Origin of the sequence: Microcoleus sp. MON1_C1 (assembly GCF_036701945.1) — a bacterium.
Lineage (GTDB): Bacteria > Cyanobacteriota > Cyanobacteriia > Cyanobacteriales > Microcoleaceae > Microcoleus.
On the sequence record NZ_JAUBRO010000047.1, the window covers coordinates 27,312 to 52,842 of the forward strand.

General features: G+C 47.7%; 12 protein-coding genes. 4 read left to right on the top strand and 8 right to left on the bottom strand.

The window, feature by feature from the left end; translation table 11 throughout:
- Positions 1–470: 470 nt before the first annotated feature.
- The gene (locus QUA62_RS22830; RefSeq protein ID WP_445301702.1) at positions 471–3,212 is read right to left on the bottom strand and encodes a family 10 glycosylhydrolase; all 2,742 of its coding nucleotides are present in this window, start codon (positions 3,210–3,212) and stop codon (positions 471–473) included.
- Positions 3,213–3,620: 408 nt separating this feature from the next.
- A complete protein-coding gene (locus QUA62_RS22835) occupies positions 3,621–6,359 on the bottom strand; it encodes an RNA helicase (RefSeq protein ID WP_333406971.1) in 2,739 nt (912 codons plus the stop codon).
- A gap of 237 nt (positions 6,360–6,596) precedes the next feature.
- Here QUA62_RS22835 and QUA62_RS22840 point away from each other — a divergent pair, with 237 nt between their 5' ends.
- Both QUA62_RS22840 and QUA62_RS22845 read left to right on the top strand, forming a co-directional pair.
- A complete protein-coding gene (locus tag QUA62_RS22840; protein WP_333406973.1) occupies positions 6,597–7,730 on the top strand; it encodes a succinylglutamate desuccinylase/aspartoacylase family protein in 1,134 nt (377 codons plus the stop codon).
- Between the two features lie 553 nt (positions 7,731–8,283).
- Positions 8,284–9,420, top strand: a complete 1,137-nt coding sequence (locus QUA62_RS22845) for an NF041680 family putative transposase (protein WP_333406988.1) — start codon at positions 8,284–8,286, stop codon at positions 9,418–9,420.
- 58 nt (positions 9,421–9,478) lie between these two features.
- Here the strand turns inward: QUA62_RS22845 and QUA62_RS22850 are convergent, their stop codons facing one another.
- The 3 genes from QUA62_RS22850 to QUA62_RS22860 all read right to left on the bottom strand — a co-directional run bounded on the left by QUA62_RS22850 (position 9,479) and on the right by QUA62_RS22860 (position 17,753).
- Positions 9,479–9,673, bottom strand: coding sequence for a hypothetical protein (locus QUA62_RS22850; protein WP_333406989.1), 195 nt, complete (start codon positions 9,671–9,673; stop codon positions 9,479–9,481).
- A gap of 165 nt (positions 9,674–9,838) precedes the next feature.
- Positions 9,839–12,100 (bottom strand): phosphodiester glycosidase family protein, encoded by a 2,262-nt coding sequence (locus QUA62_RS22855; protein WP_333406975.1) that lies wholly within the window; start codon positions 12,098–12,100, stop codon positions 9,839–9,841.
- A gap of 178 nt (positions 12,101–12,278) precedes the next feature.
- Positions 12,279–17,753: an AAA family ATPase gene (locus tag QUA62_RS22860; protein ID WP_333406977.1), complete on the bottom strand. Its 5,475-nt coding sequence runs from the start codon at positions 17,751–17,753 to the stop codon at positions 12,279–12,281.
- A 1,282-nt stretch (positions 17,754–19,035) separates the two neighbouring features.
- On the opposite strand from QUA62_RS22860, the gene QUA62_RS22865 reads away from it, so the two are divergent.
- Positions 19,036–23,814: a glutamate synthase-related protein gene (locus tag QUA62_RS22865; protein ID WP_333406979.1), complete on the top strand. Its 4,779-nt coding sequence runs from the start codon at positions 19,036–19,038 to the stop codon at positions 23,812–23,814.
- A gap of 62 nt (positions 23,815–23,876) precedes the next feature.
- Here the strand turns inward: QUA62_RS22865 and QUA62_RS22870 are convergent, their stop codons facing one another.
- From QUA62_RS22870 to QUA62_RS29485, 3 genes are read right to left on the bottom strand one after another with little or no spacing between them, the layout of a single operon-like run.
- Entirely contained in the window at positions 23,877–24,296 is a 420-nt protein-coding gene (locus QUA62_RS22870; RefSeq protein WP_333406981.1) for a hypothetical protein, read from the bottom strand.
- A gap of 3 nt (positions 24,297–24,299) precedes the next feature.
- Positions 24,300–24,503 (bottom strand): hypothetical protein, encoded by a 204-nt coding sequence (locus QUA62_RS22875; protein WP_333406983.1) that lies wholly within the window; start codon positions 24,501–24,503, stop codon positions 24,300–24,302.
- Positions 24,500–24,724 carry a helix-turn-helix domain-containing protein gene (locus QUA62_RS29485; RefSeq protein WP_445301700.1) on the bottom strand — a complete coding sequence of 75 codons (225 nt, stop codon included), beginning with the start codon at positions 24,722–24,724 and terminating at the stop codon, positions 24,500–24,502. The genes QUA62_RS22875 and QUA62_RS29485 overlap by 4 nt, the downstream gene beginning before the upstream one ends.
- Positions 24,725–25,024: 300 nt before the next feature.
- Here QUA62_RS29485 and QUA62_RS22880 point away from each other — a divergent pair, with 300 nt between their 5' ends.
- Positions 25,025–25,480, top strand: a complete 456-nt coding sequence (locus QUA62_RS22880; protein ID WP_333406985.1) for a DUF6884 domain-containing protein — start codon at positions 25,025–25,027, stop codon at positions 25,478–25,480.
- The last annotated feature ends 51 nt before the right edge of the window (positions 25,481–25,531 follow it).

The following is a 25,531-nucleotide window of genomic DNA, read 5'->3' on the forward strand; positions in this document are numbered from 1 at the left end:
TGAGGACTTTCGTCGTCACTAAGTAAGTGCAAATAAACGTTACATGGTTCGGGCGGGTGAGAAGACTCTTCTACTCGCTTCGATCGTGGATCTTAACTAACCCTCTCTGATAAGATACTATGGTTATTTTGCGATGACCTACTTACGAACTTACAGTTGGCGATCGCACTCCGACCCAAGACAGCGGGTTTCGGCTTCGCTCAACCACCGGGTTTTTTACTGCATCTGCTGGATCGAACGAAGTATTGCTGTGAAAAAACCAAGCTGAGGATTACCCCTGGCATCGCGAACTAACTTAATTAGGGCTTACGCACTCAAGGGCGTTAAATCAAGGGTTTGAGAGTGCTTCCCTACGTTCGCTATGACACAAAATCTTAGTACGTGCGTAAGTTTTATTAATGAGAGTACGATCGCCCAAATGTTAGCACGATCGCACTATCCACTGCAGCACACAACCCAAAAATCTGTATTTACCTGCGATTCAACTCCATCCTTTCGCCGTAACGTAACAGCATATCCAAACTCTCCAAACGATTTTGCCAAGTTTGCACCTGATAGCTATTTTCGGCAGAATGCAAGCGCATCGAAGATTGAAATTGAGATTGAAAACCCCTTAACAATCTTTTAGCAGTTGCTAAACTTTCCGTAGAAGGATTGGCCGCCAATGTGCTCAAAGCTTGCGCCAATTCCTCCGATCGACTTTGCAAAACTTTTAGTTCAGATTCCGACACCCGCAACTGATTGTTAGCCAACAAAAAACTCCATTCCTGCTTGAGAGCAGTATACCGCGAAGCCGCCGCCGCAAACGGCTGTCGGTAAGGAATCGGCTCCGCAGCAGAAGTGGAACGCACCGGCGGGCCTTGAGTGCGGTTAAAAAACCCCTGCATCCCGCTGCTGATACTTTCCACCGCAAAAATAGCATAGCCCCCAGTCGGCAAATCGCGCAAAGCTTGAATTTGGTCGATCGCCACAACTTCCGGGAGAGTCAACAACTTAACCGACGGAGAAATCAAAGCCGAACCCAGAATTTGTTCCTTTACCAAGGGTTCGGTGATGCGCTGAAGTCGGTTCGTATCCAAAGCATAAGTCATCGGCACAATCAAATCTACTATGCCCTGACGAGCCCAAACTTCCCAATTTTGCTGAATTTTGTAAATCCGCTGACTTTCCGGGTGCGGAAACACCGCCACCGACAGAATTGTGCGCGGATAATTCTGCCGCAAAAGCTGAGAAACTTCAGCTACAAAACTATTAATTTGATTAGTTTTAAACTCAACCCACTGCCGCCACAAACTGCCGTCCCTGGGGGAAATATTCACCGGATCTGCACCAGTCAACTGCCTAAATTGCTGCCTCGCCGCAATACCGTAACCGTAAGTAAAATTCGCATTGTCATCTTGAAAAGGATAGCGAATATAGTCTAATTGCACCCCATCTACTTTGTAGTTGTTGGCAATTTCGCTGACAATTTGCAGCAAATAATTACGCGCTTCCGGGTTCGCCGGATCGAGATAAAATTTACCATCATTAGGATTTTGGGTGCGTCCTTTATTGTCAATATTCGCCCACTGTGGATGAGCGGAAAGTACCGGCCCGGGATAAGAACTAGGCTGACCAATTAAAGTATTGTGGCGCTTATTTCCTGTGGCAAAAACCCAAACCCAAGCGTGCAGTTCCATGCCTCGCTCGTGAGCTAATTTAACCGCAGATGCCAGCGGGTCCCAGCCAACTGTTAGGGGATTTTGTTGCGGTGCAACTTGACTGGGATAAATCGTATATCCGGCATTCAAAGTTTCAAAGAAAACGGTATTGATACCGGCGGCGGCGAGCCGATCGAACACTGCCGCCAAACCCTGTTCCGATCGCGCTGCGACGATCGTACCGCGATCGAGCCAAACCGCCCGAATTTCCGCCCCTACGCGCTGTCCTTCCTTCGGGTAATTTTGCCACAGCAACTGCCGCGCTTCCACCCACTGCTTTCTAGCCTCCGCGTAGTTTTGCTCTTGCAGGAGTTGGTCAAAAGTTTGCAAAACCTGCCGCGCTTGGGCGATCGCCCCCGTCCTGCTAGCTTGCAGAATAGTCAAGCGACTGGCTCCCGGGCCGCCGCCCCCCTGTTCTGCAGCCACCAGTTGAGGGGTGGTAGCAGCATTGAGATTGACAGCGGTATTGGCTGAATTAGATGCTGTCAGGGCGCTTTCAAACCGGCCGAGGAGGTTGGTGAGTTCTTGGCGCATCAAGTACGCTTCAATGCTGACGATCGGCTTATTGGAATTTGGCTGCACGTCCAAACCCGCCGCCGCCACCTGATCGGAAGGGTCTGTAAAAGTTGCAGGTACTGGATCGGGAACCGAGCCAGAGGGAGAAAGTCGGCTCAGCGGGTTACTGCGCGGCGAATTAGGGCTGTTTCTAGTGACTCGGGAGGGGGGAGTTGGCAGTGGGGTTGCGGCAGCAGTGGGCGGCGCAGAGGGCTGCGAAGCGATCGTGCCTCCCCAGCGGGCGATCGAGGCTTGCAGCCAAGCCTTATCTACATTTCCCGAACCGTCGCTACCCCAGCGCCAGCCGAGATAGGTAGCGCGATCTGTGGCGATGGCTGCGGAGGAACCGGAACTATCTTTCCAAGTAGCAATAGTTTGACTGTTCGCATCAGCCGGAATCAAGACACCACCTTGGACAGAAGCATTTTGTTGTGCAGTCGGCACCCAATTGCTAGAAGTAGTGCAAGCAAGATCCCGACAGCGGCTGCGCGGTTGCGGGGTAGCCGGCTGGGTTAACGGAAAAGCCCAATAGGCCCCGAGGAGCGATCGCAAAGATTGGCGCACCAAAGCCGGGGAACTGCGGCCGACTGGGCCCGAAGCAATCAAGCGGCCGCCCTGTTTTGTCCAAGCTTCTAAAACTTTAATTTGCGCCGGACTCAAAGTTTCAATGTTGGGCAAAAACAGCACGTTAACGCCTGCTAAATCCGCCAAATTTTTGATTTCTTCCAAATTGATTGGTTTGTAAGCAATGCCACTTTCCCAGAGGCGCGTGGTAATCTTTACCCAATCGGGAGAATTTTCGGAACTGCGAACAACGCCCAGAACTACTTCTGCGAAACTCGGAGAGGGAAATAAAATAAAGAGATTGAGTAATGTACTTGCTAGAGTGCCAATTAAGACTCTTTGCAAGAAAGTGAAAAAGCGAATTTTTTGAGCCTGAGAGCAGGCATCAGGCATTTGATGAGGCTTATTGATTTGTTGCATAAATATGAGAATTACCCACCACACCGCTAGAGAAAAATTCAATAACAATAAAGAGCGATCGATCCGCACCATACAATTTTCTATCCTGTTCTGCAACCTGAATCAGGAAAATGTGCGATCGATCGATTTTAGATTTTGGATTTTAGATTTTGGATTTTAGATTTAAATCTGGGTCTATTCCTCATGACAGTTGACTGTTGACTGTTGAGTGTTGACTGTTTGGACATTTGAACTATACCGATGCAACCGGAAACGATTTTAGATTAAAATCTGCGGGCATTTGGGTTGAAAAACCAAAAATACAATTTAGATGCCGGACAGTCAACACTCAACAGTCAACAGTCAACAGCCAACACTCAACACTCAACACTCAACAATTTTCTAACTTGCAGCTTCATTCACGGGGAATCGATCGATTAACTGCATCGCCCGACAAGCATTCCTCCGCAAAGAATCTGAAACATGAGGAACATGAGGAATTTGAGACAAGAAATCCAAAGTGCGGCGCAAAATCCGCACCACATCCCCTTCATCCAAACTCGTATGGCTAATCAGTTCCAGCCATTCAACGCCCAGAGCCCACTGTTCGACCAAAGTCACTAAATCCCGTTCCAGCCAAATCGGGATTGCAGCTTCATGACGGTACTGCACTTGAAACAACCGGCGGCGCAAGCCTTTTTGCAGATTGTCCAAAGGTGCCAAAACTTCTGGCGACAGCGAGTAGTGAGTCCAACTGTCGGGCCGAGAAACTTCTGTAACTAAGGCCGCACAAGCAGCAGCGAGGTGGTGGGGGTCGAGTTCGTCAAACTCGGCAGACATCAGGGACAAACCCAGCCACAGTTCGTTATCGCCGCGAATGGCGGCGCAAGCTTGACCCAAGACTGTGGGCACCAACCTGTCGGAGGAGTCATCTCGGTTTCCCGTTGCCGAAACTACTCTTTCCAAGCAGCCGAAATTAAGCAAGATGTCGATTAAGTTGAGAAATTGCTCCCAGTAGCGAGCTCGCTGCTTTTCTAATTCTTGTTCGCTTTTGCGGATTTCTTTTTTCAATTCTTCCCGGCGGCGCTGGCGTTTGAGCAAAGTACCGGGATTTCCCCATTCTAGAACCGGGTGAATTTCTAGCTGAGCTTCTAGGGCTGCGATTTTCTGCTGTTGCTCGATCGCCTCTGGGCTCGGTTCCGGTGTCGGCAATTGTGGGATCGATGCAGCAATTGAAGCAGTTTCTTCATTTCCCAAGCGGCACTGGCCCAGTCTCAGGGGCATTTCCGGCGGCGGGTTCAAGGTATCTGCAACACTCAAGCGAGGTAATTCGGCGTGCAGGGTAGCGACATCGCTAATGGCGACGACATACCAGCGGTTATCTTTGCCCAAGCACACCAAATTTGGTGCTTGGCCGGAACCTGCGATTTTGGCAACCAATACGGCGGGTACAGGATTTGTGTGCGATCGTTTGGCTGTCGGAACGTGCTTGCCTTTGAGACTCAGAACCGTGCCGAGCACTGCAAAAGCGACAGCTACGGACATCTCCTTAAATCTGGCTTCTTCAGCTTGCTGCAATAGAATTTTGAGCAAACGTTTGTCTTCTTTGAGTCTTGCCTGCAATTTTTCGTAATGGGCGAGGTTTTTTTCCAGGGTGGAGACATTTCCTCCGGCCGCCAGGGACTGTTCAAGCACCGCCAATTCTGTTTGCAATCGGTCTAATTCTTCTTGCTGCGGCTGCAAGTACAAGGTAGACAGGTATTGACCAAAACTCCGCTCTACCAACTCTTGAGCTTCGTCGAGAGTGTGTGTTTGCAGCAAATTCAGCACCATGCCGTAGCTGGGCGTAAACTGACTGGCGAGGGGGTCGGCTTTGGCTGTTGCCAAATATGAGGCTTCTTTTGCGCCTTCAAAGCGCGTCTGAACTGCGACGACGTGCCCCAGCTTGTCCATGCCCCGCCGGCCCGCCCGACCGGCCATTTGCAGGAATTCTGAAGCGTTTAGCAGTCGGTGTCCCTTGTCGGTGCGCTTGGACAGGGTGGAAATGACTGTGGTGCGGGCGGGCATATTAATCCCGGCTGCTAGGGTTTCGGTGGCAAATACGACTTTAATCAAACCTCTGCCAAAGAGTTCTTCTACTAAACCTTTCCAAGCGGGCAAAATGCCTGCGTGGTGGGCGGCGATGCCTTTTAAAAGTGCTTCTTTTTGACCGAAGCGTTCTGCTTCTGGGTTTCGCTGTAAAAAATCGTCAATGATGCGTTTGAGTTCGGCTGTTTCGGCTTCGTTAACCAGGGAGAAATTGCCGACTTCTGCGACTGCTTGGTCGCACCCGCGACGGCTGAAGATGAAGTAAATTGCTGGTAGCATATCTCGATCGTCCAACCGCGCCAAAACATCGGTCAAACTCGGAGTGGGAATGCTGCCTCTTTCTACTTTTTGCCCCTTCTTTTTGGGGACTAACCGGCCATTAACTCTTTTGCCGGTCTCGTCTAGCAGGGGAAATATCCCTTTTTGGTTGGCGAAGTGAAATTGCAGCGGCACTGGCCGAAAGTCTGAGTAGACGAGCTCTGTGGGCCCGTGGACTTTGTTAATCCAGTCTGTGAGTTGCTCGCTATTGGCAACGGTTGCTGAGAGGGCGAGAAGTTGAATTTCGCTCGAACAGTAGATGATGGATTCTTCCCAGACGGTACCGCGCTGGCGATCGTTCATGTAGTGACACTCGTCGAGCACCACGGTTTCGACTCCGGTGAGGGAAGTACCGACTGCTCCGATCGGCGTACCGTAGAGCATATTCCGAAATATTTCGGTAGTCATCACCAAAATCGGCGCATCTCGATTGACGGAGATGTCGCCCGTCAGCAAACCTACGTTGTCGTCTCCAAATTGACTGCGGAAGTCGCGCAGCTTTTGGTTAGAGAGTGCTTTGAGGGGAGTGGTATAGAAGACGCGCCGCCCCCTGGAGAGTGCTTGATGGATGGCGTATTCCCCGATTAACGTTTTCCCAGAGCCTGTGGGAGCACACACGACAACCGATTTACCTGCATCGAGGGCGGCGATCGCCTCTCTCTGAAAGTTATCTAGCTCGAAGGGAAATATGGTCTTCAGATCCAGCTCTGGGCGGTTCTGGGCAGTGTCTGACACAAGGATTATTATAAGGTTGCAGGATAAGTATGCTTAAATCTTGCTGAAAGCAAGTCAGCAGAGGACTGTATTGATTTTAGACCTTCGTCAGCAAATCGGCTATTAAGGAATAAGTCAGTTGGCAGTTGGCAGTTGGCAGTTGGCACAATAAAGAAAAAAATTTTTGCCTTCTTCCCTCTTCCCTCTTCCCTCTTCTCTCTTCCTTCTTCCTTCTTCCCTCTTCCCTCTTCCTTCTCTATGATTCCTGTTATTTCGACTATTCCTGTGGTGCAGCTTGCTTCGGGCGATCGGCTTTCACTGCAAGTCTATCAGTTCCAAGGTGCGATTCCCGGCAAAAAAGCTTATCTCCAATCTAACCTCCACGGCGCTGAGATTAGCGGTAATGCTGTGATTTACCAATTAATTGAGTTTTTAATGTCTTTGGACAGCAGCCAGTTAAGCGGGGAAATTTGGCTAGTTCCTGTTTGCAATCCTGTCGGTGTCAGCCAGCGATCGCACCATTTTTCTCCTGGTCGCTACAATCTTTATGATGGGGTAAATTGGAACCGAATTTTCTGGGATTTTGAAAAACAAGGGGAAGATATTCTGGGTTTTGCTAAGTCTCACATCCATCTCGATGCGGATACTGTCAAAGTTAATTACAGAAAAGCGATTGCTTTGAGTTTTGCCAAAGAGTTGGAAAAAATTAACGCTCCTAGTTGCCGCCCCTACAGCGAACTTTACCGATATCAGCTACAATCTTTGTGTTTGGATGCTGACTATGTGCTGGACTTGCACAGTTCTACGAATCAAAGTTTAGATTACCTTTACTGTTTTAATTCCCGCGAGGAGAGTGCGAAAGCTTTTTTGCTCGATCGCGCAATCTTGATGAACGAGTACGACGGCGATGCTTTTGACGAGGCATTTCTCAAGCCTTGGCTGGCTTTGGAGAAGATTTTGGCAGAGTTGGGAAGTGCGATCGAATTTGACGTGGAAGCTTGGACTTTAGAATTAGGTTCGGGGATGGAAATTCATCCCGAGTCGGTGGCGAATGGCTTGCGGGGCATCAAAAATTACTTAGCAAGTAAAGGTTTATTGAAAATAGATGGATTTCCCCTGCCGGAAACAGCGGCGCATCAAGTTATTTTCACTCCCAAGAATTCAGCGATCAAATACTACGCGCCGGCTGGCGGGATGATTCAAAATCGAGTGGAGTTGGGGAGTTATGTCAAAAAGGGCGATCGGCTTTATCAAATTCTCAGCTTTAATAAGAATGGGGAATTTCCGAGTTTGGTTGATGTTGGTGCTGAGTCGGATGTTTTCATTTTTGATGTTTCGACAAATCAGTCAGTAAATCAAGGAGAGTATGTGTTGTCTGTGATGGCAGATTGAGAATACCAAGAAACCCGGTTTCTTCAATAAACCGGGTTTCTGAAAACCTATGGGTAGTCGAACCATAAATTACGATATACTATTGAATAGGGCTTGTTTAAATTCCGCTGCACTTTTATAATAACTGGAGTTTAGACTAAAAAAGAGAGAACGGTGGCAAAAGAAAAACTTGAGCCACCGTTAAGGAGAGAATGAGGGTGAAAAATAAAACCCATCCACTCCCTAAATGAACAGTGAACGATTAAAGGACTTTCGTCAAGCAGCATACGAATTATTGGTGCGAGCGAAGGATGCAACATTCGAGCTGATAGATGCAGTGATGACCACCAGGAATGCGTCATGTTTAGCGGAATTTTCGCTCAGTCCGTTATTCAGTCGTCAATGGTCAAGCATATACCAGGGTAAACGCATCTTGTCAATAACGAGGGGTTTTAGAGCAATAACTCGGCTTTATTGTTGTTTATTGAGAACAGTTTTTCCACCTGTAGCGCTTTTGTCTCTACTCAAACGCTATATATGGGAATTTAGAAATTAGATGCGTTTACCCTGAAGCATATACGAAGCCTTACAAGACAGTAGGCCAGACCGGAGAAAACTAATGGAGTTGTATATTAAGCAATTAGAGCAGGAAGCACCTGCAATGGAACATATGTTAGTAGCAATCGACCATACCGCATGGGGGAGACCAGATGCTAAAACATTAAAAGACAGAACCCATGAATATCAGGGGGGCGTAATTATTGGACAAGGATACAGCACAATTGCGTGGATACCCGAAGCAGAAGGAAGTTGGGCACTACCGTTGCTGCACGAACGGATTAGCAGTGCACAATCCCCAATACAAAAAGCGGCAACACAACTGAAGCTGGTCTGCCAACAGAGCGTCAATCCAGTATTAGCAGTTTTAGACAGAGAATATGGCAATGCAAGTTGGGTACTAGCGATAGCAGATATTGAAGCTGATTGTTTAATGAGAGTCCGAAGCAATGCCTGCTTGTGGTCAGCACCACCAGCCTATAGTGGTCGCGGCAGACCACGGAAACACGGGTCCAAAATCAAGCTCAACGACCCAACCACATGGCTCGAAGCGGATACTGTGATTGAAATTGACGAACATCCACAGTTGGGACAAGTCCGAGTTAGGCAATGGCTTGACTTACATTTTTATCGTGCTGCAGGACAGAGAGTCAATTTAATCCTTGGGGAAAGAATGAATCTCATGTCAAGCGGTCAGCCGTTTCCACCCTTGTGGTTGGCTTGGGTCGGAGAGCGCACTCTACCCTTAGAAACTGTTTGGTTTAAGTATTTACGACGTTTTGGAGTGGATCATTGGTATAGATTTGCTAAGCAACGATTACATTGGACATTACCTAACTTAAGAACTCCCGAACAATCAGAGCGGTGGAGCGATTTAATCCCGTTGATGAGTTGGCAACTCTGGCTGGCTAAGGACTTAGTGGTCGAGAATCGACTGCCTTGGCAATCTGCTAGTATCAATTTAACTCCTGGACGTGTTGCCCAATCAATGTTGTCGATTTTAGTTGACATTGGTACTCCGGCTCAACTGCCTAAACATAGGGGAAAATCCCCTGGTTGGGAAAAAGGAAAGGCACGTACTAAAGCACCGTACTATCCCACTGTTAAAAAACGGGTTTCTCGACGCAAAAAATCTTCAAAATTAGCTGTTTAATCTTCTACCTCTTGAGTTGTTGAGTAACAGCTTGCCTTCTAGTAAAAGGCAGCTACTTTTAGCTGCGGCCATTGTTTAGTCTAAACTCCAGATAATAAATATCAGGATTGTCAATTAAAGCGCGATCGATAACGGTGGCTAGCGCTTGAGGAATTGCAGAAGTGCGATCGCGCACAGGAACCGCATCATTTTGTAAAACCGCCAAAAACGGGTCTTGACCCTGCAAATTTCGCGGGGAATATCCCGTTATCATCACATACAAACAAGCCGCTCGATTTGCGATTTTGGATTATAAAAACTTCTACTCCCCCCCTTAGCAAGGGGGGGGACAAGAGTTTGTAAGGTGCGTCAGTGCGGAGATTCTAGATTGTTGAGAAGATAACGCACACTGACTCACCCTACAATTTAAGGTGACGGTTTATGGTTGAATGAAAATACCGATCGCATTATGAACTCTCGCAGCAGTTGACGGAGGTCGATCGAGCAAACTACCTCCCAAATACAAACTCGTCGAACTTCCCCCATCCAGATTTAAAGCCTCCACAGCACCCATTTGCTGCAATATCTGCGCCAGTTCTGCGAAATTGGGCCCCGCCCCGCCCGCGCGATTGTGCACCGCTACAATCAGCAAATTCCCCGCAGCATTTCGCCCGATCGCACTTCTAATTGCTGTCTGTCGAACATACGCATCGCTAAACCCTTCCGCCTTAGCATCCAGCACAACTTGACTGTTTTGTACCAACACCGGCCCGCCGCCGAGAATGTAAGGAAAACGGTTAAAATCCGCAGGAAAAGTGTTAGTTTCTAAACGCAATAAAGTGCCGATGGAGAGTTCAGATGCAGGGAATAAATCCGAACGCAAAGCCAAAATATAACCGTTAGCTGGAATGGGAAAAGTTGTTGTTCCCGCCGCACCTCCGGGCGAGTGGCTGACAACTCGCTCGCCCGCAACTGTGACAACTATTTCATTGCCAGACAACGGAGTATAAGTTGTTCCCCACTCAGAATTGTAGCGACCGATTCCCGGTTGTACATAGGCACTATTGAGATGAGAAACGGGCAAAGGTTGATTTGCCGGAGTGATCACAGTTTCTTGCAAAGTTAAACGATCGATCGCAAATTCTCCCCGATCGTTCCAGCCGATCGCCCCCCGGTTCAAAATCGGCCCGGAAAGCCATTTATTGTCGCGCCGAATTGCCCCTAAAGCTAAGCGATTAATTCGATTGAAAAAACCTGCATTAATCGCCGCAGCCGCACCCGACACTTCTGCTGTTTGCAATAAAGGTGCAGTTCCTTGATCGGCAGGGGGATTGCTAAGAATTGGTCGAATTTTTACACCGGGTTGACGCGGATTAACTTCTAACCAAACTACAGGAAAACGAGCAGTTCCTAAATTTTGATACTGCTGCCGCCACTGCACACCGGGCGCCCAAACAATATTTTTTTCTACTAACGAATCTGGCCGAATGTCGATAACTAATCGATTGGGATTTCCCAGGCTGAAAACTTGCGGCCGCCAACCTAAAGGAATCTTCACCTTGACTTTAGTTTGAGCGCCGTCAGGTTCGACTTTTAGTGATAGCAATTGTTGGCTGGTTTGAAAAGTGTCCTGAAGTAAGGCGGGAGCGACTTTGGCATCGATCGCGATCGACCATTCTTGACCGGCGATCGGCGCTGCGGGCGTTATTTGCAGCGGGAGGGCGGGTTTAGTCGGGTCGTCTGGTGTTTCGAGGTTTGGCGCTGCGCGGAGGTTTTGCAGTGGGATAGCGGGCTTTGTGGGGTCGTCCGGGGGGTTGGGTGTGGGTGTCGGCGACGGGATCGGCGTATTGACAAAGTTAACTTGCCAAGGGGCGGGCCGATCGAGATCTACAACAATGCGATCGCCCGATTCTATTTCTGCTTGCCGAATTCCCGTAACACTTGCAGTTTGAGAAGTAATTTTTAGAATATTCCCATCGGCAGATATCTCCCAGCCCGCAAGTCTAGCAAAATCTGTAACATCTAAGTAACGATACGGGCCTGTTGCCCGCGCTGCTAAGCTTTGATCGGCGGTTAAAGATACCGAAAACCACTGCACCGGTTGTTTGGCACTGTCGGCGCTGCTGAGCAAATCCACTCCCGCACTTTGCATCAATCCAACGTCAGCAATCCAAGTTCGGAAATTCGCAGAAGTGCTGTTTGCCGGCTGCTGAGTCCAAGCTAGCGGCAGAATACGGCCGTTTAGAGACACTTGGCGGCCTTGTTTGATTGTGGAAGCTGGCGGTAGGGATTGAGTCAAAAGCCTAGAGTCCGACAGAGGTTGAAACCCCTGTCTCATAGCGGAAGTCCTCTCAAGAGGACTATAGGTCAATATTTCAGTCGGTTTTAACTGAGATGTTGCACCATTCTCAAGAACAGGCAAGATGCCTGTTCCACAATAAAATTCATCTCTTGTGGAACAGGCATCTTGCCTGTTCCTAAACAAGTAATTGACAATCGTGCAACATCTCTGTTTTAACCGACTTTCGCTATCAGCCAGGGAATTCATTCCCTGGCGGGAGATCGAAGCATGAATCAGCCCAGCCCTCTCCCCCTGTTGCGATCTTCCGGGTTGATTCCAGAGCAAAGACGGGGCGATCGCCAGTACGGGTAAAATCGAAACTGACAATATTGGACGCCAAGAGGACAAATTACGTTTCACAGCTTACAACTCACAATTTCACTTCTAAACGCATGGGTGTCTAGAAACCCGGAATATCCGTATGTTTCTTCCTACTAAACCCAATATTTTTGACGGTGACTACGATCGGCATGAAGCTGTCGATCGAGTCTAGGTTAGCCGATGGCGCTAATTGCGCTAAAGACCTACTGCGAACTGCTCACCCCGGAATACAAATAACAAACTCCGAACCCTGCCCTAGGGAGGAATTCACTGTTAACGTACCTCCATGTTTTTCCACAACAATCTGGTGGGCGATCGACAATCCTAATCCGGTTCCTTGACCGACAGACTTGGTTGTGAATAAGTGGTTAAAGATGTTTTCCTTGACTTCGTTCGACATCCCCACTCCATTATCCTTAATGCGAATCAAAACCTGATTTTGGTCTTCGCTCAGAACAGTTTGAACCGTTATTTGATTAGCTAGGGCTTTAATTTCACTAAAACGGAGTCCCTTATTTGACTCCTCCAGAGCGTCAATGGCATTGGCCAGTACGTTCATAAATACCTGGTTTAACTGTCCGGGAAAGCATTTCACGAGGGGCAAGTTACCATACTCTTTCACAACTTCAATGGCAGGGCGAAACTCGCTCGCTTTTAAACGGTGCTTGAGAATCAGGAGAGTGCTTTCGAGTCCGTCATGAATATTGAAAGCAACTGGTCGATCGCTATCTGCCCTCGAAAACGTTCTCAAACTTGTACTGATATTGCGAATGCGCTCGACTCCCTCCTGCATCGAGCCAATCAATTTGGGCAAATCTTCTCGCAAATACTCCAAGTCTATGGCCTCGATTTTTTCTTCAACTTTAGCTCCTGGCTGGGGAAAACTATCTTGATATACATCGATTAGCTCGAACAAATCTTGTAGGTATTCTTGAGCCGGTTGCAAGTTGCCGGCAATAAAGCCTACGGGATTGTTAATTTCGTGGGCTACTCCTGCGACTAAATTTCCGAGAGCAGACATCTTCTCATTCTGTACCAGTTGCAGTTGCATCTGTTTGAGATCCTTGAGATAAAACTCTAGTTTTTGGGCATAATCCTGGGATTGCTGATACAGTCGCGCGTTCTGTAAGGAAATTGCAGCTTGGGAGCACAGAATGTTGAGGATGGCGACGCGATCGCTCGTGAATACCCCTGTTGCTAAATTATTTTCCAAATACAAAATCCCGAGCATTTTCCCTCGCTCGCTGATCGGAGTGCAAAGCAGGCTCTGAGGTTGCTGTTGGATAATGTAGGGGTCAGATGCAAATCTTGGTTGATTGCTAGCATCATCAAAAATCAGGGTTTCTTTTGTACGTTTGACGTAGTTGATTATGGTTAGAGGAACTACATCGCTCTCCTCAACCGGAATTGATTGCAGAAGGCAGTCTTGACGGTTTGTGCAGTGAACGTTTATCCTCCAGTTTCCCTCTTCATTCAAAATTAATGCTCCGGTTTGTGCTCCGGCATTCTTCACCGCCACTTGCATGAGGGTAGTGAGCAATTGATCGAGTTTAATTTCGCTAGATAGAGTTTGAGAAGCTTTGATAACTGTCGGCAAATCTACTAACCCCCAACTGGTGGTGCTACCGATAATTGTTCTAGTCGTGTTAGATAGGGATGATTCACTATGGGTGGATGTGTGAATTGTTTCGCTCGGATTCTGGCGAGTTCGCTCCTGTTGCAGGATCACAGCAAGCAATTGGGGATAACGCTGTTCTAGATAATCAATCTTTGCTTTTGCTCCCCAACGAGCGTAAGCATAGTAAGCATCAATTAAATAGGGTTTGGCAATTTTTTCTTTGCCCCATTCCAAATAGAATTTGGCGGCGAGTTCGTGAGCAAGAGCTTCTTCGTTGATGTACTCGTTTTCTTTAGCAATATTGATCGCTTTGTCGTACATCTCGATCGCTTCTATTTTTTGGTCTAAAACCCGATGCCGTTCAGCCTCCACTAGATAGAATTTATGCAGATGATTCATGGGGGCATGATGCGCCCATTTCTGCATTTTTTCTTGATTAGCTTGTACTCTGTCAAGAATCCCCTGTTGCTCTGACTGTGGAGTGTCAGAATACACCGCCAACCACACCAAAGAATCGTAGAAATAGAAGATAGCAACAACGGGCATTCCTACCACTGCATCTAAATACTTCTGTGCTATAGCGATATTCTCAATCGCTTCTGAGTAATTTTCAAACCAATAACAAAGTAAAAGTTTGTTTAAATATATGTATGCAACCCCCACTTTATCGTTCGCTTGCTGGTAAAATGGCAACTTCATCTGCTCATCGCAGGCTTCACCCTTTAGAAGGCAGTAATTCTCACTTTTTCCCAGCAAATTCAAGATAGCCTGCCAATAGATTTCTATATAATTAAGCGCTGTTTCTTGCTTAATTTTATGAAGAGCATCTCTGTTTCTTGCTATCTCTCTTTCCAGGACAGTCAGTTCTTTGCCACTATAGTAAGCTGAACAGGAGGACTGTAATAAATTATAGCCTGCATATTCTAAATCTCCTGCCTCCATTCCGCTAGAGTAAGCTGACACCAAAGGCTCTAAGGTTTCTCTGAGATGCTCTTTGCAATGTCGGATAAATAAATTTACTATGAAGGCTGTCTTGGCTTTGATTTCTTGAGAATTTAACTTTGACACTAGACTTAAAGCCAATTGACCGAACTGATAACCTGACTCAATATCTCCCACAACTCCACAAAGAAGAAAACCATAATTGGCGTAAGCAAAGGGAGAAACAGAAGCATTCCCATATTGGACGGATAATTGTACTTGTTTGCACACCGTCAAAGGCAACAGTGCAGGAGCAGCAATGTATGCAGGAGCAAAGATACTTGATAAAAGTCTCATAGCTGCTAGTTTATAGGAATCGCTCATTTGAGGCAGGTCAACTAAATCTTCAATTCGCAAGCCATTCAAAATTACCGAAGTTTCCCCTAGTGCCTGCCCGATATCTGACGAGTTTGGCTCCGAGGGAAACTCTACCCCCAACTGCTTTAAAAATTGTAGTCCCGTATTCAGTGCTTCCTGTAGATTATTTTGCGCCATATAAGCTTGCATCTGTACTTCATATACCTTCACTTTGTCCAGTAGCGTTTTGGCGCAGTTTTCCACGACAGATGCTAATTTTTCCATCAGGTCAAAGTCACCGCTTAGATATGCCGCCTCTGCTGCTTCGGTATGCAGCGCTAATGTTAATTCGTATTGATGGAGCCAACTATTTACTGCCAGTAATTCCCGGCCCATATTGAAATATTCAACCGCAGCAGAATAGGCAGTAGCAGCTTTGGCTTTCTTTCCAGCAAATAGATTCAATCGTGCTAATTGTTCCCGTTCTACTTCCTGGGTAATTAGCCCTACTCCCACATTTAAGTGGTTTACAATATCAAAAATTCTTTCTTCTCGATCTGCTTCTGGCGTATTCTCTAACAGCAGTTGACCGATTTTTAAGTGAGTCGATCGCTTTTGCTCTTCGGGAATCAGGGAATAGGCTGCTTGTTGAACCCGATCGTGTAAAAACTTATATTTGGGTAATTGGTCATGGGTAATTGGTAATTGGTCAGATACCTTCCCATTACCGATTACCGACTTGCTATTCCCCTCTGCTTGATAAAACTTATAAACTTCGCTTATGGGTAAAATTAGCCCTTCTTGTAGTGCCTTCCATAAAGCGGATGCGGTTTCTACGGCAACTTTTTCATTAATAATTGCCAGGGTCGCCAAATCGAACTGATTGCCAATACAGGCTGCCAGCTTCAAAACTTCTTGCGTTTGAGTTGGCAACTTTTGCAACTGAATCGCCACAAATTTAACCACATCATCGGTGAGGGCTAGCGATCGCACTCGTGCAATATCGCACTGCCAATAGCGGGTATCTAAGTTAAAAGTGATCGATCCATCTTCGTGTAAAGACTTGAGGAATTGAGTTACAAAAAATGGATTACCTTGAGTTTTTTGATAAACCAATTCGGTCAAGGGTTCCGCTAACGGTTTAGAACAAGCTAGAGTGTCGGCAACTAAACAATTTACGCCCGCTCGATCGAGCGGCGCTAAGGTAATAGTGTTCACCTTTGCTTGAGTTTTTTGAATCTCTGCTAACGTTAGCATGAATGGATGTGCTGGAAAAACTTCGTTATCCCGATAAGCTCCTATTAATAATAGATAGGCGTTATCAGTAGCACTTATCAGCAGTTGAATTAATTTTAACGATGCTGAGTCTGCCCATTGCAAATCGTCTAAAAAAATCACTAAAGGATGTTCTTTTCTTGCGAAAATTTGAATAAATTTCTCAAACAATAAATTGAATCGATTTTGAGCGGCACTGCCAGAAAGTTCTGGGACTGGCGGTTGCTGTCCGATAATACGTTCTAGTTCGGGAATGACTTCAATTATCGCCCCAGCGCTATCGCCCAAAGCTGCCAAAATTTCCAACTTGCATTGTTCAACTTTAGCATCTGTTTCCGATAGCAATTGTCTCATAAAGTCGCGAAAAGCTTGGACAAATGCTGAAAAGGGAAGGTTACGTTGGAATTGGTCGAATTTGCCTTTAATAAAGTATCCGCGCTGTCTCACAATTGGTTTGTGAACTTCGTTGACAACAGCGGTTTTGCCAATGCCGGAGAAACCGGCAACGAGCATCATTTCGGCGCTGCCGGCACTCACGCGCTCAAACGCCGCTAGCAGGGAGAATACTTCGCTTTCTCTACCGTATAATTTTTCGGGGATGATGAAGCGATCGCACAAATCTCGCTGCCCTAAATCAAAGTTAGCGAGCTTCCCTGTCTCTTGCCACTGGGATAAGCAAGTTTCTAAGTCGTACTTGAGTCCTAGGGCGCTTTGATAGCGAGCTTCAGCATTCTTCGCCATCAGTTTGCTTACCATCTCAGACAGCACCAATGGAACGCTTTTGTTGACACTTGAGGCTGGGAGTGGCTGTTTGGCGAGGTGGCAGTGTACCAAATCTATGGGGTCATCCGTTTGGAAGGGTAACTTTCCTGTTAGTAATTCGTAGAATGTTACTCCTAGCGAGTAGAAATCTGTACGGTAATCAATGCCTCGGTTCATTCGCCCAGTTTGTTCGGGAGATATGTAAGGTAAGGTGCCTTCAAGGACGTTGGGATTTTGAATTTCTTGGGTTTCGCGAGGCAGCAGGGAAGCGATGCTGAAGTCAATCAGCTTCACTTCTTTGCTGGTGGGGTTAATTAAAATGTTGGCCGGTTTGAGGTCTTTATGGATGACGTGGTGGCGATAAAGTCCGTCAAGGGCGTTGGCAATTTGAATTGCAATGGGAAGAAACTCGTTAATGGGCAAGCCTTCTAGGGGCTCCTTGCTCTCGACTGCTAGACGAGCGAGGTAGCTACTCAAGGAGATTCCGCCAAAGTCTTCCATTACCAGAGCATAGTGGTTATGGTAGTTTTCCAGGCTGTATGCCTTGACACTGCCGGGGATCTCTAAGTTTTTAGCAATGACGTACTGGTTGCGGAAGTGAACTAGCTCGTTGAAGCGGGGAAAGTCATTCCGCAGCAGTTTGATCACGACGGGCTCCCCATTTGAAGTGCGAAGACCGCGATAAACTAGAGTGCGATTACCTACGTATATTTGCTCGTTAATGTGATATCCTAGAAAAAGATTTGTTATGCTAGCCATATCTACGTATTCCTACTGCTTCTTTCAAGCATGAAGATTCTTAGAGTTCATATCTACTATTTTCGCTCTATCTGCGGTGCTATTCATTAATTACATTTTTCTTAATATATTTTGAACAACCAATTATGAAAGAGCGATGTTAAGAGCAAGACTTAATCTTTTATGTAAGAGATGTTGAGACGGGAGTTGAGACTTAGTAGAAAATGACTCCGCGATCGCTGATGGAACGACAGCAGTTCATTGAAGAGGAACTTAAGAAGCTCATTAATAGGGGTGGCATCATTATGGATAGAAAGGAAATGTCCCAAATGCCAATCCACTCAAATCCGTAAGAACTGCCACCGTTGAGCTAAACAAAATTACTGCTGCCAAGTTTGTGGGCGTCAGTCGATTTGAGATTTGAGATTTACTGCACAAATGAATCTGGGAGATTCAACAAGAGTCTAAAACTTTTGCCTCTCCACCACTCGTGTCAGCAAGTAAGTATCTGTTTTTGGGCGCGGTAAAAAAGGCTGCGCTGGCTCTACCAGATGCTCCCAAGGTGTCATAAATCCTTGAAATAGGCTTCGTTGATGAGTTACAAACGTTTGTGGCTAAAAAAATACAAATTAGGGTTATGCACAACTGCCAACATTTTTCGGCCAGGCATCTTAGCGTGAGTTCTGGACGATCGCTGACCAGACTTGCGCGCAAACTCTGACTGTAATCGGTGAAATTTTATCAATTTCTTGATACAATTGATGTTCGCGGCCCGAGGGTTGACTTCACAATAAGACAGGTTTCACCAGTTGTGAACCGCGCTGCTACATTGCACCTACCGACTGAGCGGGCAGGTGGCTTTTGTGTCTGCGGGCGCTGACGAAAGCAACTCAACAGCGCAGTAAGCAAAATAACGCTAAAGTTACTATCTACCCGAGTCCGCTGCAAGGCTACCCTTGCGGACTCAGGAAAAAAACACCCAAAAAACTCGTGAAGCGCAGCTATCCCGTAGAGAATCGCCTGCAATGTATCTAGTTGCAGGGCGGCAATTTCCCAAAGAATCACTGCCTTTTAACAGCAGGGTATTCTAGGAGACATCTCCGAGACGATGCGAGCGAGATAATTTAAAATCTGCAAACAGGGTTTCAGTGCTAAGTAGAGGCAGTAGCGAGGTAAATTTTTATCAATCAGCTTCCAATATGCTGTTTTAAAGTTTACTAGGCTCCCACCGCTCGGCAGCCTTCTCTCTCCGAGCTCTAAAAACGCATCCACCACACAATCACGGAAATAACATTCAATCAACATGGGTAACACGATCGATCCAAACAGAAACAGAAACGTGCATCAGACTGAGCGAGGAACTCCCTATGCCGGCCAAAGCTGGTTGGTGGAAGAAAGAGATGCCTGCGGTGTGGGGTTTATTGCCAACCAAAGCGGTGAAGCCACCCACTCGATTATTGAGAAAGCGCTGCCAGCTTTAACTTGTCTGGAACATCGCGGCGGTTGCAGCGCCGACCAAGATTCCGGCGACGGTGCGGGTTTGATGACCGCGATTCCTTGGGAATTGCTGGATACTTGGTTTGCCGAACAGGGAATTGTGCCTCCCGCGCGGGAAAATTGCGGCGTGGGAATGCTGTTTCTGTCTCAAGATAAATTTCAAGCGACTATAGCGCGGCAGGTGGTTGAGCAAGTTCTGACCGATCGCGGGCTGACACTTGTGGGATGGCGCAAAGTTCCCATTGTACCGTCGATTTTGGGCGAGCAAGCGCTAGAAAATCAACCTCAAATCGAACAAGTAATTGTCAGTTCACCGCACTTAGCCGGAGACGAACTCGACAGACATCTATTTCTGGCGCGCCGCACGATCGGACACGCGCTGTCAAATCGCCCCAACTTCACCCGCGAAGACTTTTATACTTGCTCTTTCTCCTGCCGCACGATCGTCTATAAAGGCATGGTGCGATCGGCCGTACTGGCAGAATTTTACCCAGACCTGAAAAATCCCGCTTATAAAAGCTCTTTTGCCGTCTATCACCGGCGCTTCAGCACCAACACCCTGCCCCGCTGGCGCTTAGCCCAGCCCATGCGCTTGCTGGGACACAACGGAGAAATTAACACGCTGTTGGGCAATATTACCTGGATGAAGGCGCGGCAAGCGAATTTAGCTCACCCGAATTGGAGTCAAGCTGATATCGACACGTTTAACCCAATTGTCAATCCTGAAAGCAGCGATTCGGCAAACTTGGACAACGTGATGGAGTTGTTGGTACACTCCGGCCGCACCCCCCTGGAATCCCTGACAATTCTGGTGCCCGAAGCTTACAAAAATCAGCCGGATTTGGCTGACTATCCAGAAATTGTCGATTTTTACGAATATTACAGCGGCATTCAAGAACCTTGGGACGGCCCCGCACTGCTGGTATTCAGCGACGGGAAACAAGTAGGTGCTACGCTCGATCGCAACGGTTTGCGGCCGGCCCGCTACTGCATTACTAAAGATGGTTTGGTAATTGTGGCTTCCGAAGCAGGAGTTATCGATATTCCCGAAGCAGATATTGTCGAAAAAGGCCGTTTGGGGCCAGGACAAATGATTGCAGTTGACCTGCAAACTCAAGAAATTCTCAAAAATTGGCAACTCAAACAGCGAATTGCTAAGCGGCATCCCTACGGCGAATGGCTGCAACAAAACCGCGAAACCTTGGAACCGCAGCCTTTTGCAGAAACAGCAACCCTCGACTCGCAAACGCTGTTAGCAACCCAAACTGCTTTCGGTTATACAGCCGAAGATTTGGACATGGTGATCGTCGAGATGGCGAGTTCTGGAAAAGAACCGACTTTCTGCATGGGCGATGACGTTCCCTTGGCTGTGTTGTCAGAAAAGCCTCAGTTGCTGTACAACTATTTCAAACAGCGGTTCGCTCAAGTGACAAATCCGCCGATCGACCCCCTGCGCGAGGGGATGGTGATGTCGCTGACGATGAATGTGGGCCTGCGGGGCAATTTACTGCAAGCAATACCAGAAAATGCCAAGCGGCTGAAAATTGATTCCCCCGTACTCAACGACGCTGAACTGTCTGTCTTGAAAGACCAAAAGTCTTTCCTAGCTACCGAATTGTCAACGCTTTACAAAATTGCGGCCGGGCCTGGAGGTTTGAAAACCGCAGTCGAGCAACTTTGTCAAAACGCGGCTCAAGCGGTGCGCGAGGGTTCAAGGATTCTGGTTTTGAGCGATCGAGCATCGAAGGAAGAAGGAAGAAGGAAGAAGGAAGAAGGAAGAGGGGAGAAGGAAGAGGGAGATTTATCGGCTGTGGGATTGAGTGCAGAATGCACTTATATTCCGCCCTTCCTGGCAGTTGGTGCGGTTCACCACCACTTAATTAGCGTGGGCCTGCGGATGCAAACTTCGCTGGTTGTGGATACCGCCCAATGTTGGAGCACTCACCACTTCGCTTGTTTGCTGGGTTACGGGGCGGTGGCTGTTTGCCCTTATTTGGCATTGGAAAGCGTGCGCGCCTGGTGGTCTGACCCCAAGACTCAAAACTTGATGCAGCACGGCAAAGTTCCCAATATTACCGTGACGCAGGCTCAAGCTAGATACCGCACAGCGGTGGAAAACGGCTTGCTGAAGATTATGTCGAAAATGGGGATTTCGCTGCTGTCTAGCTATCAGGGGGCGCAAATCTTTGAGGCGATCGGCATTGGCGGCGATCTGCTCGATTTGGGTTTCAAAGGCACTGTTTCCCGCATCGGCGGTTTGAGTGTGGCGGAACTGGCTAATGAGGTAATGTCTTTCCACAGTCAGGCTTTCCCAGAATTGGTTCTGAAAAAGCTGGAAAATTTCGGCTTCGTGCAGTACCGCCGGGGCGGTGAATATCACATGAACAGCCCGGAAATGGCGAAGGCTTTGCACAAGGCTGTGACTACTTTTAAGGCTCACACTAACGGTAACGGCAATGGGGCAGAACCAAAAATGGAACCAATTGGTTCCAAAAATTCTGAAACGGCTTACGATCACTACGAGGTTTACAAGCAACTGCTCGAAAACCGCCCGGTAACGGCTTTGCGGGATTTGCTGGATTTTGTGAGCGATCGCCCTTCTATTGCGATCGAAGAAGTAGAATCTGTAGCAGATATTGTCAAGCGGTTCGCCACCGGCGGTATGTCCCTCGGCGCTTTGTCCCCGGAAGCCCACGAAACTCTCGCGATTGCGATGAACCGCATCGGCGGCAAATCCAACTCCGGCGAAGGCGGCGAAGACCCGGTGCGCTACAAAGTGCTAAACGATGTGAGCGCGGCCGGTCTCTCACAAACGCTACCTCACTTAAAAGGTTTGCAGAACGGCGATACAGCTTCTTCATCCATCAAACAAGTAGCTTCGGGACGCTTCGGGGTGACTCCCGAGTACCTGATGAACGCCCAACAAATCGAAATTAAAATCGCACAAGGTGCGAAACCAGGTGAAGGCGGTCAATTGCCAGGGGCGAAAGTGAGCGAGTACATTGCTTATTTGCGCCGGTCGAAACCGGGTGTGACGCTGATTTCGCCTCCTCCTCACCACGATATTTATTCGATCGAGGATTTGGCGCAGTTGATTTTTGACTTGCACCAAATCAATCCGCAAGCAGGAGTTTCGGTGAAGTTGGTGTCGGAAGTCGGCATCGGGACTGTAGCGGCGGGTGTCGCCAAGGCAAATGCTGATGTGATTCAAATTTCCGGCCACGATGGCGGCACCGGTGCTTCGCCACTGAGTTCGATTAAGCACGCAGGTTCTCCGTGGGAACTCGGATTGACAGAAGTTCACCGGGTGCTGATGGAAAATAAATTGCGCGATCGAGTTTTGCTGCGCGTTGACGGTGGCTTTAAAAGCGGCTGGGACGTGATTGTAGGCGCTTTGATGGGCGGCGAAGAGTACGGTTTCGGCACGGTGGCAATGATTGCAGAAGGCTGTATTATGGCTCGCGTTTGCCACATGAATACTTGTCCGGTGGGGGTGACAACTCAACAAGAACACTTGCGGAAACGGTTCCCCGGAACGCCGGAACACGTTGTTAATTTCTTCTATTTCGTAGCACAAGAAGTGCGGAGTTTGCTGGCGAAATTGGGTTATAAGTCGATCGCAGATATCATCGGCCGCGCGGATTTGCTGAAAATGCGCGATGGGGTGACACTAACTAAAACCCAAGCGATTAATTTGGATTGTTTGATTAAGTTACCGGATACTAAGAACGATCGATCTTTCTTGGTGCACGAACCCGTCCACAGCAACGGCGCGGTTTTGGATGACGATTTGCTGGCGGATGCTGAGATTCAAAGTGCGATCGCCAATCACGGCACTGTTAGCAAGAATGTAAAATTGGTGAATACCGATCGCACTGTGGGAGCGCGTTTGGCAGGTGCGATCGCACAGCAACACGGCAACACGGGCTTTAGCGGTCAAATCACCCTCAATTGCACTGGTAGCGCGGGCCAAAGCTTCGGCGCGTTCAATTTGCCGGGGATGACGCTGGTACTGTCAGGCCAAGCCAATGACTACGTTGGTAAAGGAATGCACGGCGGCGAAATCGCGATCGCACCGCCGGCTGGTGCGACTTATGATGCTTCCGAAAATGCGATCGTCGGTAACACTTGTTTGTACGGCGCGACGGGGGGAACTCTGTTGGCTGCGGGTAAAGCTGGCGAACGGTTTGCGGTCCGCAACTCGATGGCGAAAGCTGTGATCGAGGGTGCGGGCGATCACTGCTGCGAGTACATGACTGGCGGCGCGATCGTGGTGTTGGGAAAAGTCGGCCGCAACGTCGGCGCTGGAATGACTGGCGGCTTGGCTTATTTCCTCGATGAAGATGGCAGTTTCCCGGCTCACGTCAACGGGGAGATTGTGAAGGTGCAGCGCGTTTGTACGGCGGCTGGGGAGGCGCAGTTGAAGGAGTTGATTGAGGCTCAGCGCGATCGAACCGGCAGCAAGAAAGCTGAAAAGATTTTAGCAAATTGGTCGGAATATTTGCCTAAGTTCTGGCAAATTGTGCCGCCGAGTGAAGCGAATTCGCCGGAGGCTTCGGAACAAAAGATTGCTGTGGAAGTTTAATTTTCCAGTTGGTTAAATAGATCGGGGGCGACGCGAGTTGCCCCTTTTTTCATCTATTTAAGTTACACTAATGTGTAATCTTTAACTGCCTCGCTCTGAAGGAATTCTTGATAAGCCGATTCATCTCCAAAAGAGTCGATCGAAACCTGAGATTTTGGCATGGGTATCAGCGGAGTTTCGACGGGGACATATTTGCAGTATCCAACTACAACCGCCTCAAACTCGTTATTCGGTATTGCTGTCGGGTACTCCTCCACCCTCACCACTTCCCAGTCTCCAGTGCGGTAATGGGTGGTAGAACCGGAACCGTCAGCGCTGTGAAACTCCAGCAATCTGTACCCCGGTGCGGGGATAGGTGCGTTGGATGAGTCAAAATACTCTGCAAGGATATCAGTGTATGCCCCTGTGTGGGCTAACAACCTATTATCTGCCCCCTCTTCTTCAGTCCATTCAGCACGAAAAATCATGTATTTTCTACCCATTGGTCAATCCTCCTCGGTTTCTTCCAGGTAATCGGGGAATTCGGTTTTGCCATTGAAAACGCAATCCCACTTGAGAATGGGATTGTTTTGGTTGCGCTCAATCCGTAACAACTTCCAACCATATTTTTTTTCCATTGCTGTACATCGCCAGCGATCGGTAACGGAATGGTTAGAGGTGACTTGTTCTGGCTGTTGGTTTTCACTCACAATGCTTCTAAATCTCGATCGCTAACCCGAACTAGCAAATCACCGACTTCGCAATTTAGAACCTCACACAGCCGATCTAAAGTGTCCAGGGGAATAGATTTTGCCTTGTTTCTCTCGATTTTTTGAATGTTAGCCAGCGACATCTCCAGTATTCTAGCTAACTCGTTTTGAGAGATCGATCTTGATGTCCTGACATCTTTAAGCCTGATTTTCACAACCATTAATTAATAACTGCTCAATTAAATACTTTAGCTTACTCACAGTAGTCTAACCATTGGTATCTCTTATGTAAAGAGTACCAATGAATATGTAATTATCATGAGGCTAATCAGTGATAGTGTTACTAATGGTTGGCATACTAACTGTAGTGCCAAGCAGGAAACGTGACTGCGTTGCCCTGCCTGCTGCTAAACATTACCGAAAATCCTTGCTATCAAGGACTTTGAAGATTTGGGGGAACATCCAGAACCCACGTATAGGGCAGATACAGCCACAGTGCAGCAACGACACTCCCGCAGCAGGTGAGACAGGAAGTGAGAATTAGTGGCGATCGCTTCTCTACAATTGTTTTTAGGACAGGCGCGATCGCCCATAAAGATAAAATAGTGAATTCAGAATCTCCATATTTGATAATTATTGCCTGTTCTCGGCGCAAACTATTTGACACAAACTTGTTGCCTGCCATAGAAAGATACGACGGCCCCACATTTCGTCTGTTACGGCGTTTTCTGCGAGATCGACCGTCAGCTTCCTTGGATATTTATATTTTGTCAGCGAAGTTTGGACTGATACCCAGTGACTATCCGATTCCAGATTATGACGAAAAAATGACAAGAGCTCGATCGCGCCAACTGCAACCAGAGGTGATTGCTAAACTCAAAAATATCCTCAACGCCAAGCCATATCAACAACTTTGCATTTGTTTAGGTCGAGATTATTTCCTTGCACTGGATATAGCAATTCCATTTGAGATGTAAATATGGATTTCTCTGGTAAAATAGGAAAGTTTGATAATAAATGAAAGGGAA

Coding starts and splice junctions, on each gene's coding strand:
- QUA62_RS22870 (WP_333406981.1), bottom strand. CDS start 24,296: ATGGGTAGAAAATACATGATTTTTCGTGCTGAATGGACTGAAGAAGAG.
- QUA62_RS22860 (WP_333406977.1), bottom strand. CDS start 17,753: ATGGCTAGCATAACAAATCTTTTTCTAGGATATCACATTAACGAGCAA.
- QUA62_RS22850 (WP_333406989.1), bottom strand. CDS start 9,673: ATGATAACGGGATATTCCCCGCGAAATTTGCAGGGTCAAGACCCGTTT.
- QUA62_RS22840 (WP_333406973.1), top strand. CDS start 6,597: ATGATTCCTGTTATTTCGACTATTCCTGTGGTGCAGCTTGCTTCGGGC.
- QUA62_RS22830 (WP_445301702.1), bottom strand. CDS start 3,212: ATGCCTGATGCCTGCTCTCAGGCTCAAAAAATTCGCTTTTTCACTTTC.
- QUA62_RS29485 (WP_445301700.1), bottom strand. CDS start 24,724: ATGGTTGTGAAAATCAGGCTTAAAGATGTCAGGACATCAAGATCGATC.
- QUA62_RS22865 (WP_333406979.1), top strand. CDS start 19,036: ATGGGTAACACGATCGATCCAAACAGAAACAGAAACGTGCATCAGACT.